Annotated in this window: 20 protein-coding genes; 13 read left to right on the top strand and 7 right to left on the bottom strand. The window is 58.2% G+C overall.

Features of this window, described 5'->3' with window-relative positions:
* Window positions 1-33 precede the first annotated feature (33 nt).
* Window positions 34-417 (bottom strand): PaaI family thioesterase, encoded by a 384-nt coding sequence (locus tag A3L02_RS01155; protein WP_088862240.1) that lies wholly within the window; start codon window positions 415-417, stop codon window positions 34-36.
* A gap of 565 nt (window positions 418-982) precedes the next feature.
* Between A3L02_RS01155 and A3L02_RS01150 the strand changes: the two genes are divergently transcribed.
* On the top strand, window positions 983-1,381 hold the full coding sequence (locus A3L02_RS01150) for a DUF2240 family protein (protein WP_088862239.1): 399 nt from the start codon (window positions 983-985) through the stop codon (window positions 1,379-1,381).
* 93 nt (window positions 1,382-1,474) lie between these two features.
* Window positions 1,475-2,011 (top strand): nicotinamidase, encoded by a 537-nt coding sequence (locus A3L02_RS01145; RefSeq protein WP_088862238.1) that lies wholly within the window; start codon window positions 1,475-1,477, stop codon window positions 2,009-2,011.
* Here A3L02_RS01145 and A3L02_RS01140 read toward each other — a convergent pair.
* Window positions 1,947-2,990, bottom strand: coding sequence for an AI-2E family transporter (locus tag A3L02_RS01140; RefSeq protein WP_088862237.1), 1,044 nt, complete (start codon window positions 2,988-2,990; stop codon window positions 1,947-1,949). The two genes, A3L02_RS01145 and A3L02_RS01140, sit on opposite strands and share 65 nt — an antisense overlap.
* Before the next feature lie 55 nt (window positions 2,991-3,045).
* Between A3L02_RS01140 and A3L02_RS01135 the strand changes: the two genes are divergently transcribed.
* On the top strand, window positions 3,046-3,363 hold the full coding sequence (locus tag A3L02_RS01135; RefSeq protein ID WP_088862236.1) for a hypothetical protein: 318 nt from the start codon (window positions 3,046-3,048) through the stop codon (window positions 3,361-3,363).
* Window positions 3,364-3,401: 38 nt separating this feature from the next.
* On the opposite strand, the gene A3L02_RS01130 is transcribed toward A3L02_RS01135, so the two are convergent.
* Window positions 3,402-3,836, bottom strand: coding sequence for a hypothetical protein (locus A3L02_RS01130; RefSeq protein WP_088862235.1), 435 nt, complete (start codon window positions 3,834-3,836; stop codon window positions 3,402-3,404).
* A gap of 66 nt (window positions 3,837-3,902) precedes the next feature.
* Here A3L02_RS01130 and A3L02_RS01125 point away from each other — a divergent pair, with 66 nt between their 5' ends.
* Complete coding sequence (locus tag A3L02_RS01125) at window positions 3,903-4,586, top strand: DUF4152 family protein (RefSeq protein WP_088862234.1); 684 nt, start codon at window positions 3,903-3,905, stop codon at window positions 4,584-4,586.
* A 103-nt stretch (window positions 4,587-4,689) separates the two neighbouring features.
* Here the strand turns inward: A3L02_RS01125 and iorA are convergent, their stop codons facing one another.
* Complete coding sequence (gene iorA, locus A3L02_RS01120) at window positions 4,690-6,525, bottom strand: indolepyruvate ferredoxin oxidoreductase subunit alpha (RefSeq protein ID WP_394335158.1); 1,836 nt, start codon at window positions 6,523-6,525, stop codon at window positions 4,690-4,692.
* Between the two features lie 248 nt (window positions 6,526-6,773).
* On the opposite strand from iorA, the gene A3L02_RS01115 reads away from it, so the two are divergent.
* The gene (locus A3L02_RS01115) at window positions 6,774-7,067 is read left to right on the top strand and encodes a hypothetical protein (RefSeq protein ID WP_394335157.1); all 294 of its coding nucleotides are present in this window, start codon (window positions 6,774-6,776) and stop codon (window positions 7,065-7,067) included.
* Between the two features lie 16 nt (window positions 7,068-7,083).
* Here A3L02_RS01115 and A3L02_RS01110 read toward each other — a convergent pair whose 3' ends face one another.
* The gene (locus tag A3L02_RS01110; protein ID WP_088862232.1) at window positions 7,084-7,533 is read right to left on the bottom strand and encodes an HIT family protein; all 450 of its coding nucleotides are present in this window, start codon (window positions 7,531-7,533) and stop codon (window positions 7,084-7,086) included.
* Window positions 7,534-7,579: 46 nt separating this feature from the next.
* Between A3L02_RS01110 and A3L02_RS01105 the strand changes: the two genes are divergently transcribed.
* The 8 genes from A3L02_RS01105 to A3L02_RS01070 all read left to right on the top strand — a co-directional run bounded on the left by A3L02_RS01105 (window position 7,580) and on the right by A3L02_RS01070 (window position 12,912).
* Window positions 7,580-7,810, top strand: coding sequence for a hypothetical protein (locus tag A3L02_RS01105; RefSeq protein WP_335755128.1), 231 nt, complete (start codon window positions 7,580-7,582; stop codon window positions 7,808-7,810).
* A gap of 78 nt (window positions 7,811-7,888) precedes the next feature.
* Window positions 7,889-8,671, top strand: a complete 783-nt coding sequence (gene psmA, locus A3L02_RS01100; RefSeq protein WP_088862230.1) for an archaeal proteasome endopeptidase complex subunit alpha — start codon at window positions 7,889-7,891, stop codon at window positions 8,669-8,671.
* Between the two features lie 11 nt (window positions 8,672-8,682).
* A complete protein-coding gene (locus A3L02_RS01095; protein ID WP_088862229.1) occupies window positions 8,683-9,393 on the top strand; it encodes a ribosome assembly factor SBDS in 711 nt (236 codons plus the stop codon).
* Window positions 9,390-10,154, top strand: coding sequence for an exosome complex RNA-binding protein Rrp4 (gene rrp4, locus A3L02_RS01090; RefSeq protein WP_088862228.1), 765 nt, complete (start codon window positions 9,390-9,392; stop codon window positions 10,152-10,154). The genes A3L02_RS01095 and rrp4 overlap by 4 nt, the downstream gene beginning before the upstream one ends.
* Window positions 10,151-10,900, top strand: a complete 750-nt coding sequence (gene rrp41, locus A3L02_RS01085) for an exosome complex exonuclease Rrp41 (RefSeq protein WP_088862227.1) — start codon at window positions 10,151-10,153, stop codon at window positions 10,898-10,900. The genes rrp4 and rrp41 overlap by 4 nt, the downstream gene beginning before the upstream one ends.
* A gap of 1 nt (window position 10,901) precedes the next feature.
* Window positions 10,902-11,711, top strand: coding sequence for an exosome complex protein Rrp42 (gene rrp42, locus A3L02_RS01080; RefSeq protein ID WP_088862226.1), 810 nt, complete (start codon window positions 10,902-10,904; stop codon window positions 11,709-11,711).
* Window positions 11,712-11,829: 118 nt separating this feature from the next.
* Window positions 11,830-12,225 (top strand): cell division protein SepF, encoded by a 396-nt coding sequence (locus A3L02_RS01075; RefSeq protein ID WP_088862225.1) that lies wholly within the window; start codon window positions 11,830-11,832, stop codon window positions 12,223-12,225.
* A gap of 63 nt (window positions 12,226-12,288) precedes the next feature.
* Window positions 12,289-12,912, top strand: a complete 624-nt coding sequence (locus A3L02_RS01070; protein ID WP_088862224.1) for a ZPR1 zinc finger domain-containing protein — start codon at window positions 12,289-12,291, stop codon at window positions 12,910-12,912.
* Here the strand turns inward: A3L02_RS01070 and A3L02_RS01065 are convergent.
* Window positions 12,909-13,433: an ASCH domain-containing protein gene (locus A3L02_RS01065; RefSeq protein WP_088862223.1), complete on the bottom strand. Its 525-nt coding sequence runs from the start codon at window positions 13,431-13,433 to the stop codon at window positions 12,909-12,911. The two genes, A3L02_RS01070 and A3L02_RS01065, sit on opposite strands and share 4 nt — an antisense overlap.
* A gap of 3 nt (window positions 13,434-13,436) precedes the next feature.
* The gene (locus A3L02_RS01060; protein WP_394335148.1) at window positions 13,437-14,450 is read right to left on the bottom strand and encodes a homoserine dehydrogenase; all 1,014 of its coding nucleotides are present in this window, start codon (window positions 14,448-14,450) and stop codon (window positions 13,437-13,439) included.
* Window positions 14,451-14,467: the final 17 nt, after the last annotated feature.

Genomic DNA, 14,467 nt, shown 5'->3' with positions numbered 1-14,467 from the left:
CGAAACACGATATTAGGGCTTAAAAAATTTTGGTCATCCGAGGACGTGCCTCTCAAGCACGTAGCAGTGGAAGGTTCCCTCGAAGACCTTCTCCTCGTCCCTGAAGACCTCGGCCTTCACCACCTTCTTCCTCCCGAGGTCCTCCGTAACTTCCGCCCTCGCGAGCAGTTCGTCTCCAGCTTTCACGGGCCTCAGGAACCTCACCTCTGCCTTTCCGAGGACGACGGTCGGCTCGTTAACGGCGAGCATGGCCGCGTAGTCCGCCAGTCCAAAGGTGAAGCCGCCGTGGACCAGCCCGTAATCGTCGACGGCCATCTCCTCCGTGGTCTTCAACAGGACTTCCGCGTGGTTTTTCTCTATCCTGACGGGCTTCCCAACGAGCCTTTCGGACGCTAACCTGTGGGTTCTCTGCTCCACCTTCACCACCATGGGATGACTGTGGTGATAACACTTTTATCTTCTTTGCCTATGATAATCCAAAATTTATCATTAAGATTCGATATTGCAACCACGTAAAGATCCTGGGGACCAGTATCCCTTTATTTGATAATTTAACTCCATCAATATGGCTTCTGCCTGGTCTATCAACTCCAAATGCGATTCCAACTTCGGCATGAAGCCATTCTAATCCTCTCCACAATCCTGTAAGAGCATCCATGTATCCTGGTGTGGCATGAGCTAAAGAGAAGTTTGGAGTTAATGAACTCTCAAGGACTGAGAGGATTAGGGTGGATACGAAGACCTTAGAAAGATGGAACAAAAAGAGGATAAAAAGCAGGTGCGCGCCTGATGAAATGCCCGGAGGTTGAGTGACCCAAAGAGGATACCTGAGCGATGTAGATCGAAAGAAAACACGCCGGAGAACACCTCGGGATGGAACCAGAGTTTTGACAATATTATACAAACCAAAGATCATACTGGTTTAAACCGTTAACGGGAAAGGTTTATTTATTCCGGAACCCTAAAAAGGTCAGGTGATAGCTTGCACCCGCTCAAGAGGGCCGTTGAGCATAAGGGTTCGGCTGAGTTCACGCGAAGCGAGCTCGTCGGGATACTCGCCTTCACCCTTCGCATAATGGACGTTAAGTCGGCCAAGGAGCTCATAGCGAGGTCCATAGAGGGGGGCCTTATCGAAGAGCGAAACGGGAGGCTCGTCGTGAACGAGGCCCTTCTGGGCGAGGAGAAGAGAAGCGAGGACATTTTCGGCGAGATGGTGGATTACATCGCCTCCGTCCTCGGCTGGGAGGTGGAGGACGTCATCGAGGGGATAAGGGCGATGCGCGAACGCTACGGCGACCTCGACGAGAGGGTTCTGGCTTACCTCTTCGGCATGGACAAGGGCGTTGACATGTCCCGCTTCCGCGAGAGGCTCGAGCTTTAGTTCTGATGCCCTTCACCTGACCGGAGCTTCGTAACGGGGCCCCTTTAGATAACGGTTTTAACCCCTCACGCGAATCTATCTTCGGTGATGGAAATGCCCGAGGAGGCGTTGATAGTTGTGGACATGCAGCGCGATTTCATGCCCGGCGGTGCTCTGCCGGTTCCGGAGGGGGATAGGATAATCCCCCGGTGCAACGAATACATCAAGGCCTTCATGGAGAGGGGGGCTCTGGTAGTGGCCACCCGCGACTGGCATCCTGAGAACCACATCAGCTTCAAAGAGAGGGGAGGCCCGTGGCCGAAGCACTGCGTCCGGGGGACGGAGGGGGCCGAGTTCGTGGTGGAGTTGCCGGCGGACGCCGTCATCGTCTCGAAGGCCACCGAGCCCGATAAGGAAGCATACTCCGGTTTCGAGGGTACGGGGCTGGCCGAAATCCTCAAAAAACGCGGTGTTAAGAGGGTTTACATCTGCGGTGTTGCGACCGAGTACTGCGTGAGGGCAACCGCCCTGGACGCGGTTAAACTCGGCTTCGAGGTCTACCTTCTGCGGGATGCGGTGAAGGGCATCAGGCCTGAGGACGAGGAGCGGGCTTTGAGGGAGCTTGAGGAAGCGGGCGTGAGGGTTCTTTAGATAGCTCCCCCTTCCACTCCTTCAGGAGCACGAGGAGGAGGTTAAGGACTATCGGGCCTATTATCAGTCCCTTCACGCCCATGGCCCAGGTTCCGCCGACCATCCCTATGAAGACGAGGGTCTCGTCGAGGTTGGCGTCTTTCGCCACCATCATGGGCCTCACCGTGTAGTCGGGCATCGGTGAGACAAGGAGGAAGCCGTAGAGCGAGATGCCAACCGCGTGCAGGTACATGCCCTCCTTGGCGAAGTACGCCCCGGCGATGAGCCATATCATCCAGCCCTCGAAGAGGGGGACAAAGGAGAAGACGAAGGTCAGGAAACCCGCCACTATCGCCGTGTAGAGGTCGGAGACGCCGAAGATAATGAACCCGAGCGTCATCAGGAAGCCCTTCATGACGTTGAGGACGAGCCAGGCCCTCACCAGGGCGCCAAGTGTTTTATTGAGGCTCTCCAGTATCTGTTCTCCGAGGCGGCGGTTTCTCTCCGGAATGAGCAGGCGTATCTCCTCGGTTATCTCGCGGGAGAAGGCCAGGGCGTAGTAGAACGTGAAGAGGAAGACGAGGAGCTGTAAGAGATAGGTTGGAATGGAGAAGGCCCGTTTTGATATGTACTCCGAAAGCTTCGGGATCAGCTGGTTGGAGAAGCTCCCGAGGAAGTCGAGGATCTTCGGTGGTAGGGGCTGGTTCATGAGCCAGCCGAGGAACTCAACGACGCTCCCGTAGAGGGAGGCCGCGACCTGAACGGACACCATCAGGAGCTCGAAGGTGATCAAACCGCCGAGACCGACTATCAACACCGTCAGGGCCAGCGCTGAGCCCACCTCGCCGATCCTGGGGCTCAGCCGTTTGTGTATCGGGTAGGCCGCGTAGGCCAGTATCAGGGCGAAGAATATCGGAGTTATCAGCGGGCCAACCGTTCTCCACGCGAGGTAGATTATCAGGAGAACCGTTGCGGCCCAGACGGCACCCTCGACTTTCATGACCCATCGAGGGATTTATTAGGCCTTTCCTTATAAAATATGCGCGGTGGGAGAGATGGAGAAGGAGCTGATGGAGAAGGTTCTGACCTACATACGTCGTGCAGATCACTACCTGGAAGAAAAGCGGCTTGATATGGCCTACACAGCCTGCATGGACGCCCTCTACACCATCGGGGCTTACCTCGTCTATCTCGACACCGGACTCCTCATGCCCGCGGGGGAGCTTATAGGCATCCTCAGGAGCAGACATCCCGATGTGTACGGTCTAATCTCGCGTTACGAGGGACTTACGACTCCCGATGAAGAAACCCTGGGCTCCCTACGGATAGAGGTGAAGAAACTCCTTGATTCTCTCCCAGATACCGGGCGGTAGGGCTGATTCCCTCCGAATTTCCGTTGGTGTGTGCCGAATCAGTCCCCTTCAGGATGCATCGAGGACAGTATCCTTTCTCCCTTTTGTTCTTCCTTCAGGCAGTCCCTCACCGCCCTTTCAAGCGTCCCTGCCAGCCCTCTGTTTCCGTACAGGGTAACCAGGACCAGCCCTCCATCTCGCGGGCGGAAGGTCATTCGTATGATCCCTCCGGATTCAGATTTGACTTCCGAGGGAACCATCCTCAGAAGGAACGCCCCACTCCCGCCCCCCTCCTTCCATATCCCTGTTACCTCCAGTTTACCCCTGGAGTAGAACAGGCTGAGGAGAGGGGGTTTGCCCACGGGGGTCAGTGGATGCGTGCCATCCCTGTACAGAACGGCCTCTCCCCTCGCCATTCCGAGGAAGATTGAACCGCAGAGATTATCCACGTAAAAACCCAAAGCTTCATAAACCACGTTATCCGAAGCGTTCAACGTTATCACCCTAACCAACTTTCGACTCAATCGTATATTGGTAATTGGTCCTTAACGGTGGTTGCGATGAGGATAGTGGCCGCTGACACCGGGGGCGCACTGCTGACGGAGGACTACGAGCCGGTCGGTTTGATAGCCACCGCCGCGGTGCTCGTGGAGAAGCCCTACAGGACCGCAACGCTGAGCGTCGTTAGGTACGCTAATCCCTTCGACTACGACATGAGCGGAAGGCAGGCCGTTAAAGATGAGGCGTTTCTGGCTGTGGAGCTCGCGAGGGAGGTAAAGCCCGAGGTGATTCACCTCGATTCCACCATCGGGGGGGTAGAGGTCAGGAAGCTCGACGAGCCGACGATTGAGGCGCTGACCATAACCGACAGGGGTAAAGAGGTCTGGAAGGACCTGGCGAAGGAACTTCGGCCCCTGGCCAGGAGGCTCTGGGAGGAGACCGGGATAGATATCGTAGCAATAGGGAAATCGAGCGTTCCCGTGAGGATAGCCGAGATCTACTCCGGGATCTACACCGCGAAGTGGGCCATCGACTACGCCAGGGAGCATGGGAAGGTCATCGTCGGCCTGCCGAGGTACATGCGGGTGGAGCTTCGCCCCGGAAGGATCCGCGGCGAGAGCCTCGACTCGAGGGAGGGCGGCCTCTTCGGAGAGGTCGAGGCTGAAACGGACGGAATCGGCTGGGAGCTGTACCCCAACCCCCTCGTGAGGCGCTACATGGTCCTCGAGGCTTGGAGGGAGTGATGGAAGGGTTTCAGCGTTTTATAATGTCTCTGAGGTTTTTAATCCCCTGCTGGGGAGTTAAGGCCAGCGTAAAGACGAAGAAAAGAGGACGGCCGCAAGGCCGTCACCGATTCTCCTCCAGCTCGCTCGGGAACTCTATGGCGTCGAAGGGACAAACTTGGTTGCAGACGCCGCAGCCCGTGCAGAGCAGGGGGTCTATCCTGACCTTCTTTGTGGCGGGGTCGTAGACGAGGGCGGGACAGCCGGTGAGGAGGATGCAGGCTTTACAGCCCGTGCACTTGTCCTCGACGACGACGGGCTTCTCACCCACCTCCCCGCGCCTTATCACGGGTATGACGCACTCCCTCTTGGCGATTATCACCGCCGGCCCCTCGACCTTCATGGCCTCTTTTATGGCCTCCCTCGTGGCCTTTAGGTCGTAGGGGTCAACGGTCCTGACGTACCTCACCCCGAGGGCCTTAACCAGCGATTCGATGTCTATCTCGTTGAACTTCCTGCCCGTTTCGCTCCCGCCCGTTCCGGGGTGGGGCTGGTGGCCCGTCATCGCCGTCGTCCTGTTGTCGAGTATCATGACGAGGACGTTCAGGTTCTTGTAGACCGCATCAACCAGCGGCTGGATCCCGTTGTGGAAGAAGGTGGAGTCGCCGATGGTCGCGATTATCTTCTTGCCCATGGCGATGCTCTGGCCGTTGGCAAGGCTTATGCTCGCGCCCATGACGTACTCCGTCCAGATGGCCTCGAGCGGCGGGAGGAGGGAGAGGGCGTAACAGCCTATGTCGCCGTGTATCGGGACTGAGTAGCGGCCGAGCTTTAGGTCCCTGAGCGCGTCGAGGGCGGCGCGGTAACTACCCCTGTGGGGACAGCCGGGGCACATCACGGGCGGCCTCTTCGGGGCGAGGCTCTCCGCCAGTTTGACCTCCTCGGGCTTCTCGTAGGCCTCCTTCTCCTCACCGATAAGCTTCAAGAGCGCGTTCTCGACCAGCGAGGGCGTCAGCTCCCCCTCGAGCGGGAGGTGGCCGGTCCTCTTGCCGTGTATCGGAACGCTAAGGCCTGCCTCGTAGGCCGCGACCTTGACCTCCTCCTCGAGGAACGGTGCCCCCTCCTCGATAACAATCGCCGAATCAACTTCCCTCAGAAAATCCGTGATCAGCTTCCTCGGGAGCGGGTGAGGCGTCGAGAGCTTGAGAACCCTGAAATCACCGTTGATCCTGGGCAGGATCTCCCTCACGTAGTTGTAGGGGGCCCCCTCGACTATGATTCCGATCCTTCCCTCCCCCTCAATCCGGTTGAAGGGGGTCGAGTTGAACTCCTCCTCTATTTTCATCAGCGTCTCGTTGAGCCATCTATGCCTCTTCCTGTTGCCCTCCATGCTGGCCCTCACGTAGCGCTCGATGTCCTTCTTGAAGACCGGCTTTCTGTCGAGCTCGACGAACCCTCCCACCTCAACGTCCGCGGTCGTGTGGTTCACCCTCGTGGTTGTCCTGAAGATGACGGGAACCTTGTACCTCTCGCTCAGCTCGTAGGCGTAGATGATCAGGTCGTGGGCCTCCTGGGGATCAGACGGTTCGAGAACCGGCAGGAGCGAGAGCTTTCCGTAGTAGCGGTCGTCCTGCTCGGTCTGGCTGGTGTGCGGCCCGGGGTCGTCGGCAACGAGAACGACGAGTCCGCCCTCGACGCCCGAGTAGGCCAGACTCATCAGCGGATCCGCCGCGACGTTGAGGCCGACGCACTTCATGGTTACCAAGGCTCGAAGGCCGGTGTAGGCGACCCCCGCCGCCTCCTCGAGGGCCACCTTCTCGTTGGGCGCCCACTCGGCGAAGACCTCCGGTTTGAGCCTCGCTATGGTCTCCACGATCTCCGTCGAGGGCGTTCCCGGGTAACCGGTTGCGAAAACAACGCCGCTCTCGAGGGCACCGTAGGCTATGGCCTCGTTCCCCATGAGGAGCTTTTTCTCGCGCTTTCCAGATTTCAGCTTTGGTGAATCAGAAGGATGAGCCCCAACCGCTTCCACGATGACCACCGTAGGGTATCCTCCTCGAGGGTTAAAACTCTATGCTCAGAAACCTCGGGGGTTTGATGAAAAATTTTCGAAAACGGTGACGCCATCGCCTACAGAGCGGGGGTTACCTCCGCTTCGTCCCGTCGTCGTAGAAGCCTTAAATAGTCGGGCGCGTACCTCATAACGTGATGGAAATGAAGGTCGGGGAACTCATCGAACTGGTGGACGAGACGATAGCAAACCTGAAGATAGCGATAATAGCCAACTCGAACAGAACCTTTGAGAGCCCTTACACGAGCTACGAATTCACCCAGCGCGCCTTGGAGCTTCAGGAGGATCTGGACGACCTGATGAAGGTGAGGGAGGGTCTGAGCAGGCTCGATCCCGAGGACGAGGCAGAGGAACACTTCTCGAAGGAGGAACTCGAGAGGTTCTTGAAACTGCTCGAGCTCCTGAGGAACACGGATGCGCACACCTACTGAGCCCGATTATCTCACTTCAAGGCTTAAAAGCTCTTCTCAGCCGCTCCACTTCTTTTTCCGTAAGCCCGTTCCTCACCCACCGCTCCCTTAGATCGAGGTTCTCGTCCGCGACGTCGAGCACGGCCTTCCTGACGCCACCCCGGGGATGGTTGCAGTCCCCTTCCCACCGCGGGATGACGTGGAGGTGGAGATGGGGAACCGTCTGCCCCGCCGCCTTTCCGAGGTTCATGCCCACGTTGAAGGCGTCCGGTCTCAGCGTTTCCCTGAGCTTCTCCATCGCCAGTTCCATTCCCGCCATCAGGGCGCTTTTCTCCTCCCCGCTCAGCTCCCACCAGCTCTCGACGTGTCTCCTTGGAACTACGAGCAGGTGCCCTCTGCTTGCGGGATACGAGTCCAGCAGTACCCTTATCAGCCCGTCCTCGTGGAGAACCACTCCGGGTTCTGGATTGCAGAACGGACACTTCATCGGCAGCACCAAAGGCTTAAAACACGTTCGGAATAAAAAGGCCTCGGTGGGAACCGTGAACGAAGAGCTTGAGGTAATGAAGCGAGCGTACAGGAGGGTTCTGATGGTTGGGCTGGGCCTTCTACTGGTCGCCTTCGCCCTGATGCTCGTTAAACCCTTCGGACGGCAGGGGTCCCTTGTTCTGGCGATTGTGATCTTCGTAGTCGCGTTCATTCCCCTGGAGTTCGCCCGGAGGATAGCAAGAAGGATGGCGATGCTCGCGCTACGTGGCGAATAGAAAAGCTTAATTAGACCGCCCGAGAACTATGGGCAGGGAGCAGGGGATATTGCGATAATACGTTAGAGGTGATGTAAGATGGCGTTTGTACCACCACAGGCAGGTTACGACAGGGCCATTACCGTTTTCAGCCCTGATGGAAGGCTTTTCCAGGTGAACTACGCCCGGGAAGCTGTTAAGAAGGGAGCGACGGCCGTTGGCGTCAAGTGGAAGGAGGGTGTTGTCCTCGCGGTCGAGAAGAGGATAACCAGCAAGCTCATCGAGCCGAGCAGCTACGAGAAGATATTCCAGATAGACGACCACATAGCCGCCGCCCCGAGCGGTATAATCGCCGACGCGAGGGTTCTCGTTGACAGGGCCAGGTTGGAGGCCCAGGTTTACCGCCTCACCTACGGCGAACCCGTTCCGCTCACCGTTCTGGTGAAGAAGATATGCGACCTCAAACAGGCCCACACCCAGTACGGCGGTGTGAGGCCCTTCGGTGCCGCCCTGCTCATGGCGGGCGTCAACGATAAGCCCGAGCTCTACGAGACGGACCCGAGCGGGGCCTACTTCGAGTGGAAGGCCGTCGCGATAGGCAGCGGAAGGAACACCATCATGGCCATCTTCGAGGAGCACTACAGCGACGACCTCGACATGGAAGGGGCGATAAAGCTGGCCATAATGGCCCTCGCGAAGACCATCGAGGAGCCGAGCGCCGACTCCATAGAGGTGGCCTACATAACGATGGACGACAAGCGCTGGAAGAAGCTCGAGAAGGAAAGCATCGCCAATTACCTCAACGAGATCCTCGAGGAGGCCAAGGAGGAGGAAGTTGAGGAGAAGGCCGAGGACTACTCCGAGCTCGATCGGAACTACTGAGGTGGCGGGCGATGCCCATAAGCGTTGATAAAGCCGTCATCGCCCGTCTGAAGACGCACGGCGAGACCTTTGAGGTACTCGTCGATCCCTACCTCGCGAGGGACTTCAAGGAGGGCAAGGACGTTCCCATGGAGGAGCTCCTCGCCACCCCCTACGTTTTCAAGGACGCCCACAAGGGTGACAAGGCCAGCGAGCACGAGATGGAGAAGATCTTCGGCACCAGCGACCCCTACGAGGTGGCCAAGGTAATACTCAAAAAGGGTGAGGTTCAGCTGACGGCTGAGCAGAGGAGGGAGATGCTCGAGGAGAAGAGGCGTTACATAGCCACTGTGATACACAGGCACGCCGTTGACCCGAGAACCGGTTATCCTCACCCCGTTGACAGGATCCTCCGGGCGATGGAAGAGGCTGGAGTTCACATTGACCTGTTCAAGGACGCTGAGGCTCAGATCCCGGGTGTCATCAAGGCCATAAGACCGCTCCTCCCGATAAAGCTCGAGATGAAGGTAATAGCCGTCAAGGTACCGGGCGACTACGTCGGCAAAGCTTACGGGGAGGTAAGGAAGTTCGGGAAGATAAAGCGCGAGGAGTGGGCCAGCGACGGCTCGTGGATGTTCCTCATCGAGATCCCCGGGGGACTCGAGGGGGAGTTTTATGAGAAACTTAACGCCCTCACGAAGGGCAACGCCGTAACTAAACTGATAGAGAGGAAGGGACTATGAGACGGATTTTTGTAAAGAGTAGGGAACTCGTTGTCCCTGGGACACTGCTCGCCCAGGGGCCGTTTAAGAGCGGAAGAGGGACCTTCAGGGAAGGCAACAGGATATACTCAACCGTCGTTGGACTCGTTGATATCAGGGGAGACGCTGTAAGGGTGATCCCGCTTGAGGGCCCGTACATTCCAGAGGTCGGGGACAACGTTCTCGGCAAGATAATCGACGTCAGGTTCTCCAACTGGAGCGTGGACATAGGGGCACCCTACGAGGCCAACCTGCGCGTCCAGGACGCGACGGAGGAGCGCATAGACGTGCTGAAGACGGACCTGCGGAAGATATTCGACATCGGCGACATAATCTACGCTAAAATAAAGGCGTACAACGAGATAAACCAGATAGACCTCACAACGAAGGGCATGCCCTTCAAAGGTGGACCGCTCAGGGGAGGGCAGATAGTCGAGATAACGCCCTCCAAGGTGCCGAGGCTCATAGGAAAGGGCGGTTCCATGATAAACCTCATCAAGAAGCTCACGGGCACGAGGATAATAGTCGGCCAGAACGGCTGGGTATGGGTCAGCGGCAGGAACGAGGAGCTCGAGAGGCTGGCCATAGAGGCGGTACTCAAGGTGGACAGGGAGAGCCACACCCGGGGACTGACCGACAGGGTCAAGGAACTCCTCATGGACAGACTTCGGGAGCTGAAAGAGGAAGGAGTGATAGATGAGGTGCCCCAGATTGAGGAAACAGGAGAGGGTGAAGAAGGATGATGGGCAAGCCAGAGGGTTTAAAGCTCATAGATGAGAACGGGAGGAGAATCGACGGGAGAAAGAAGTACGAACTCAGACCCATAAAGATGGAGGTTGGAGTGCTTAAGAACGCCGACGGCTCCGCCTACGTGGAGTGGGGCAAGAACAAGATCCTCGCCGCGGTCTACGGCCCGAGGGAGATCCACCCGAAGCACCTTCAGAGGCCCGATAGGGCCATACTACGCGTTAGATACAACATGGCCCCCTTCAGCGTTGAGGAGAGGAAGAAGCCCGGGCCGGATCGGAGGAGCGTCGAGATAAGCAAGGTCATAAGGGGCGCCCTTGAACCGGCTTTGATCCTCGAGATGTTTCCGAGAACGGCCGTGGACGTCTTCATTGAGGTTCTGCAGGCCGACGCCGGAACGAGGGTTGCTGGAATAACGGCTGCTTCTCTGGCCCTGGCCGATGCAGGTGTGCCCATGAGGGACCTCGTGGCGGCATGCGCCGCAGGAAAGATAGACGGGGAGATAGTCCTCGACCTCAACAAGGAGGAGGACAACTACGGCGAATCGGACGTTCCCGTGGCCATAATGCCCCTCAAGAACGACATAACCCTCCTTCAGATGGACGGCTACCTCACAAAGGACGAGTTCGTGGAGGCGGTAAAGCTCGCGATAAAGGGTGCCAAGGCGGTCTACCAGAAGCAGAGGGAGGCCCTGAAGACGAAGTACCTCAAAATAGCGGAGGAGGTCGGTGGAGGTGAGTGACATGGAAGTGATGGCCAGCATAATGCGCGACCACATCCTGAACCTCCTCAAGGAGGGGAGGAGGATAGACGGCCGGGGCCTCGAGGACTACCGCGACCTCGAGATAAAGGTCAACGTAATCGAGAAGGCCGAGGGTTCGGCGTGGGTCAAACTCGGCAACACCCAGGTCCTCGTCGGGATAAAGGTCGACGTGGGCGAGCCTTTCCCGGACCTTCCCGAGAGCGGCGTCATAACAACCAACGTCGAGCTCGTTCCCCTCGCCTCCCCGAGCTTTGAGCCCGGCCCGCCGGATGAGAACGCCATCGAGCTGGCGCGCGTTGTGGACAGGGGAATAAGGGAGAGCGCCGCTGTGGAGCTCGATAAGCTCGTAATCGCCCCGGGCAAGCTCGTCAGGGTCGTCTTCATCGATGTTCACGTCCTCGACCACGACGGTAACCTCCTCGACGCGAGTGGCATAGGGGCCATAGCCGCCCTGCTGAGCACCCGGATGCCCAAGGTCGTCTACGACGAGGAGAAGGGCGAGCTTCAGACCCTCGACGAGTACGAGCCCCTCCCCGTCCGCAGGATTCCGATCCCGGTCACGATGGCCAAGATCGGCCAGAGCATTCTCGTGGATCCAAACCTCGACGAGGAGCGCGTCATGGACGGCAGGATAACCGTCACCACGGACGAGAACGGAATGATATCGTCAGTTCAGAAGGGAGAGGGCGGAAGCTTCAAGCTCGAGGAGGTCATGTACGCCGTTGACCTGGCCACCAAAAAGGCTGCGGAGATAAGGGAGAAGGTTCTCGAGGCGGTTAAGGCCGAATGAACTCCCTTTCTTTATTTGTAAATCCCGGGTTTACTCCGGGTTCATTTAATTTCAGAAAGAGATATAAACACCAATGCCCAAATCAATTCCAGCCTTACGATTAACCGGGGGGAAGGTTATGGGACTGTTTGACAGCATTAAAAAGAGGGAAGAAAGGGCCAGGAAGAAGCCGCCCGCGGTGGTTAAAAAGGAGGTCGCTCCCAGGCGTGACATCGATGTCGTTCCTCTTGAGGAGGATGTTCTTGCTAAGGAGATAGTCAAACCCCAGATACGGTACCTCAAGAAGATCGTCGTTACGAGCTACGCCGACCTCGAGAGGATCTCCGAGGAACTCCAGAACGGCAACGTGGTTCTCGTCGATCTGACTCCTCTGGAGGCCAAGCCTGAGGTTCTCGAGAAGGTCGCCGAGCAGGTAAAGGGCATGGTAGGCGCCCTGGGCGGACAGGCCGCTAAAATATGCAAGCACGAGATAAAACTGATCCTCGTGCCATCGGACATCAGGATAGCCAAGTGAGGCCTTTCTTTTCTACCCTCGATTTTATAAAGGGTCTTGCCCCCTATTCTCCGGTGGTGAGAGATGACCGAGCGCGAAGGCGAGATCCAGGAGATAAGGCTGGGGGACTGCCCGATCTGTGGGGGCAAGAACACCCTCAAGGCCCTCCAGTACGTTCACGAGATTCCCTACTTCGGGAAGGTCATGGAGAGCACCATAATATGCGAGAGATGCGGTTACAGGAACGCCGACGTCATCCCGCTCGAGGACAGACCGCCGAGGCTCTACACAGTAAGGGTCGAGGAGGAGAAAGACCTATTCACGAGGGTGGTCAGGAGCAAGAGCGGGACCATCGAGCTGGAGGAGATAGGCGTCAGGATAGAGCCCGGGCCCGCGGCGGAGGGCTTCGTCAGCAACGTCGAGGGCATCCTGGAACGCGTCAGGGAGACCCTCCTGATGACGGAGCGCTTCAAGGAGCAGGAGGGGGACGAGGAGGCGGTTAAGAAAGCCGAGGAGATACTTAAGTACATAGAGGACGTGAAGACCGGTAAAAAGCCCCTGACCGTCAGGATAATGGATCCCCTCGGCAACAGCGCGTTAATAGGTGAGAAGGTGAAGAGCCGCCTGCTAACGCAGGAGGAGATAGACAGCCTGAGCCTCGGCCCTTACCTTCGCGTTGATCCTGAGGACGAGGAAAACCCCGGTTAAAGGTAGAACGCCTCCCTCGCGAGAAGGTCCTCTATGAGTTCTCTGACCCACCCTTTTCTCGTTTTCCTCGACAGGTGGATTATCCCCTCGACGCGAACCCCGTATTTCTCCCCCATCTCCTCCCTGCTCACCGGCTCTCTGAAGAGGAAGGGCCGCTCCACCGTGAAAGCGTACCCGCGATTCCCCACGTACTCCTTCAGCCAGCGCTTCCCGTTCTCACCGTGGACCAGGGCCAGGCCGCTCGTCTCACCGGCCATCTCCCACAGCGTATCCGGGTCGGCCTCGATGACCTCCCCCACCTCGAAGCCGCCCGCTATCGTGCCCCTCTCCGTCAGGGTCTGCTCCGGGTGGAGGCCGAGTCTCCTCAGCGTGTCCCTGAGCTCGTAGGGGTTTCCCCTCGCCACGTAGATGAAAACCGTGTCCCCCTCATCGAACGCCCTCGCCTTCCTCAGCTCCACCGTCTTCAGTCCGCGGAATATCAGCTCCGCGTAGACCTGGTGGAGGGCTATAACGTGCTCCATGCCTCATCCCCCAAGCCTCAGCGAGGCCTTCACGATGTCGCTAACGACCCCGCTGGCCGTCTCCCTCAGGCCGGCTCCAGCGCCCTTGATCACCATCTCTCCGAGCAGGTCGGTTCTTATGACCGCGACGTTCTCGTGACTCTCAACGGCCAGCGGGCTTTCTCCCGGTATCTCCCTCGGTTCCACGGTAACCTTCCCCTCCCTGACCTCGGCCACGAGCCTCACGGTGTTTCCACGTTCCACCGCCCGTCTGACGTCTTCCAGGGTTATCCCCTCTATCCCCCGCACCCTCGCCTCCCCGTAGGTTATGGGGTGGAACGCGAGACAGTGGAGGATGGTCGCCTTGTAGCCCGCGTCCGTTCCGAGTACGTCTCCCCTCGGATCCCTCTCGGCTATTCCCATCTCCTGCGCCCGCTTAAGGGCCCCCTCAAAATCCAGTCCCTCCTCCATCCGGCTAAGGATGAACGTGGTGGTGGCGTTCAGGACGGCCTCTATCTCCTCCACGGAGTCGCCGAGCAGGTTATCGCGGAGTAGGCCCACAACGGGCGTTCCCGCCATCACGGTGGCCTCGAACATGTAAGGTAAGCCCCTCCTCCCTGCCTCTTCCGTTAGCTCGGCGTAGTGAAACGCCAGGGGCGGTTTGTTGCTCGTCACCACAGCCTTCCCGTCCCTCAGGGCGGCCAGGTGCCAGGTGTGGGCGTTTTTATCGTTGGTGACGTCGACCACGATGTCGGCGTCGATCTCCCCCACCGCCCCAACTGGGGAGAGGTTGTAAACCTCGTAGTCGTTGGTCCACTCAGATAGCCTCCCAAAGCTCTCCTTGACGATGAGGGCCTCCCTCAAATCGACGCCCTCGGGGAGCCACACGACGGCGGTGGTGTCCGCTACGCTCACCACCCTGAACCTCAGCCCGTATCTTTCCCTGAAGAACGCTTCCTTTTCCAGAAGAACCCTCGCGACGGATCTCCCCACGTTTCCAAAACCGAAGAGCGAGAGCTTTACCTCCCTCACGGACATCACCTTCAAGAAGGGCC

Origin of the sequence: Thermococcus celer Vu 13 = JCM 8558, assembly GCF_002214365.1 — an archaeon.
Taxonomy (GTDB): Archaea; Methanobacteriota_B; Thermococci; order Thermococcales; family Thermococcaceae; genus Thermococcus; species Thermococcus celer.
Note: the sequence above shows the minus strand (reverse complement) of the source record. Positions and strands in the feature narration are given on the sequence as shown.

Excerpts from the sequence above, each read along its gene's own strand:
- A3L02_RS01125 (WP_088862234.1), top strand. The coding sequence starts at position 3,903 with ATGAGGATAGTGGCCGCTGACACCGGGGGCGCACTGCTGACGGAGGAC.
- rrp42 (WP_088862226.1), top strand. The coding sequence starts at position 10,902 with ATGGAAGTGATGGCCAGCATAATGCGCGACCACATCCTGAACCTCCTC.
- rrp41 (WP_088862227.1), top strand. The coding sequence starts at position 10,151 with ATGATGGGCAAGCCAGAGGGTTTAAAGCTCATAGATGAGAACGGGAGG.
- A3L02_RS01095 (WP_088862229.1), top strand. The coding sequence starts at position 8,683 with ATGCCCATAAGCGTTGATAAAGCCGTCATCGCCCGTCTGAAGACGCAC.
- A3L02_RS01070 (WP_088862224.1), top strand. The coding sequence starts at position 12,289 with ATGACCGAGCGCGAAGGCGAGATCCAGGAGATAAGGCTGGGGGACTGC.
- A3L02_RS01140 (WP_088862237.1), bottom strand. The coding sequence starts at position 2,990 with ATGAAAGTCGAGGGTGCCGTCTGGGCCGCAACGGTTCTCCTGATAATC.
- A3L02_RS01135 (WP_088862236.1), top strand. The coding sequence starts at position 3,046 with ATGGAGAAGGAGCTGATGGAGAAGGTTCTGACCTACATACGTCGTGCA.
- A3L02_RS01145 (WP_088862238.1), top strand. The coding sequence starts at position 1,475 with ATGCCCGAGGAGGCGTTGATAGTTGTGGACATGCAGCGCGATTTCATG.
- iorA (WP_394335158.1), bottom strand. The coding sequence starts at position 6,525 with ATGGGGAACGAGGCCATAGCCTACGGTGCCCTCGAGAGCGGCGTTGTT.
- psmA (WP_088862230.1), top strand. The coding sequence starts at position 7,889 with ATGGCGTTTGTACCACCACAGGCAGGTTACGACAGGGCCATTACCGTT.
- A3L02_RS01060 (WP_394335148.1), bottom strand. The coding sequence starts at position 14,450 with ATGTCCGTGAGGGAGGTAAAGCTCTCGCTCTTCGGTTTTGGAAACGTG.
- A3L02_RS01065 (WP_088862223.1), bottom strand. The coding sequence starts at position 13,433 with ATGGAGCACGTTATAGCCCTCCACCAGGTCTACGCGGAGCTGATATTC.
- A3L02_RS01075 (WP_088862225.1), top strand. The coding sequence starts at position 11,830 with ATGGGACTGTTTGACAGCATTAAAAAGAGGGAAGAAAGGGCCAGGAAG.
- rrp4 (WP_088862228.1), top strand. The coding sequence starts at position 9,390 with ATGAGACGGATTTTTGTAAAGAGTAGGGAACTCGTTGTCCCTGGGACA.
- A3L02_RS01110 (WP_088862232.1), bottom strand. The coding sequence starts at position 7,533 with ATGAAGTGTCCGTTCTGCAATCCAGAACCCGGAGTGGTTCTCCACGAG.
- A3L02_RS01115 (WP_394335157.1), top strand. The coding sequence starts at position 6,774 with ATGGAAATGAAGGTCGGGGAACTCATCGAACTGGTGGACGAGACGATA.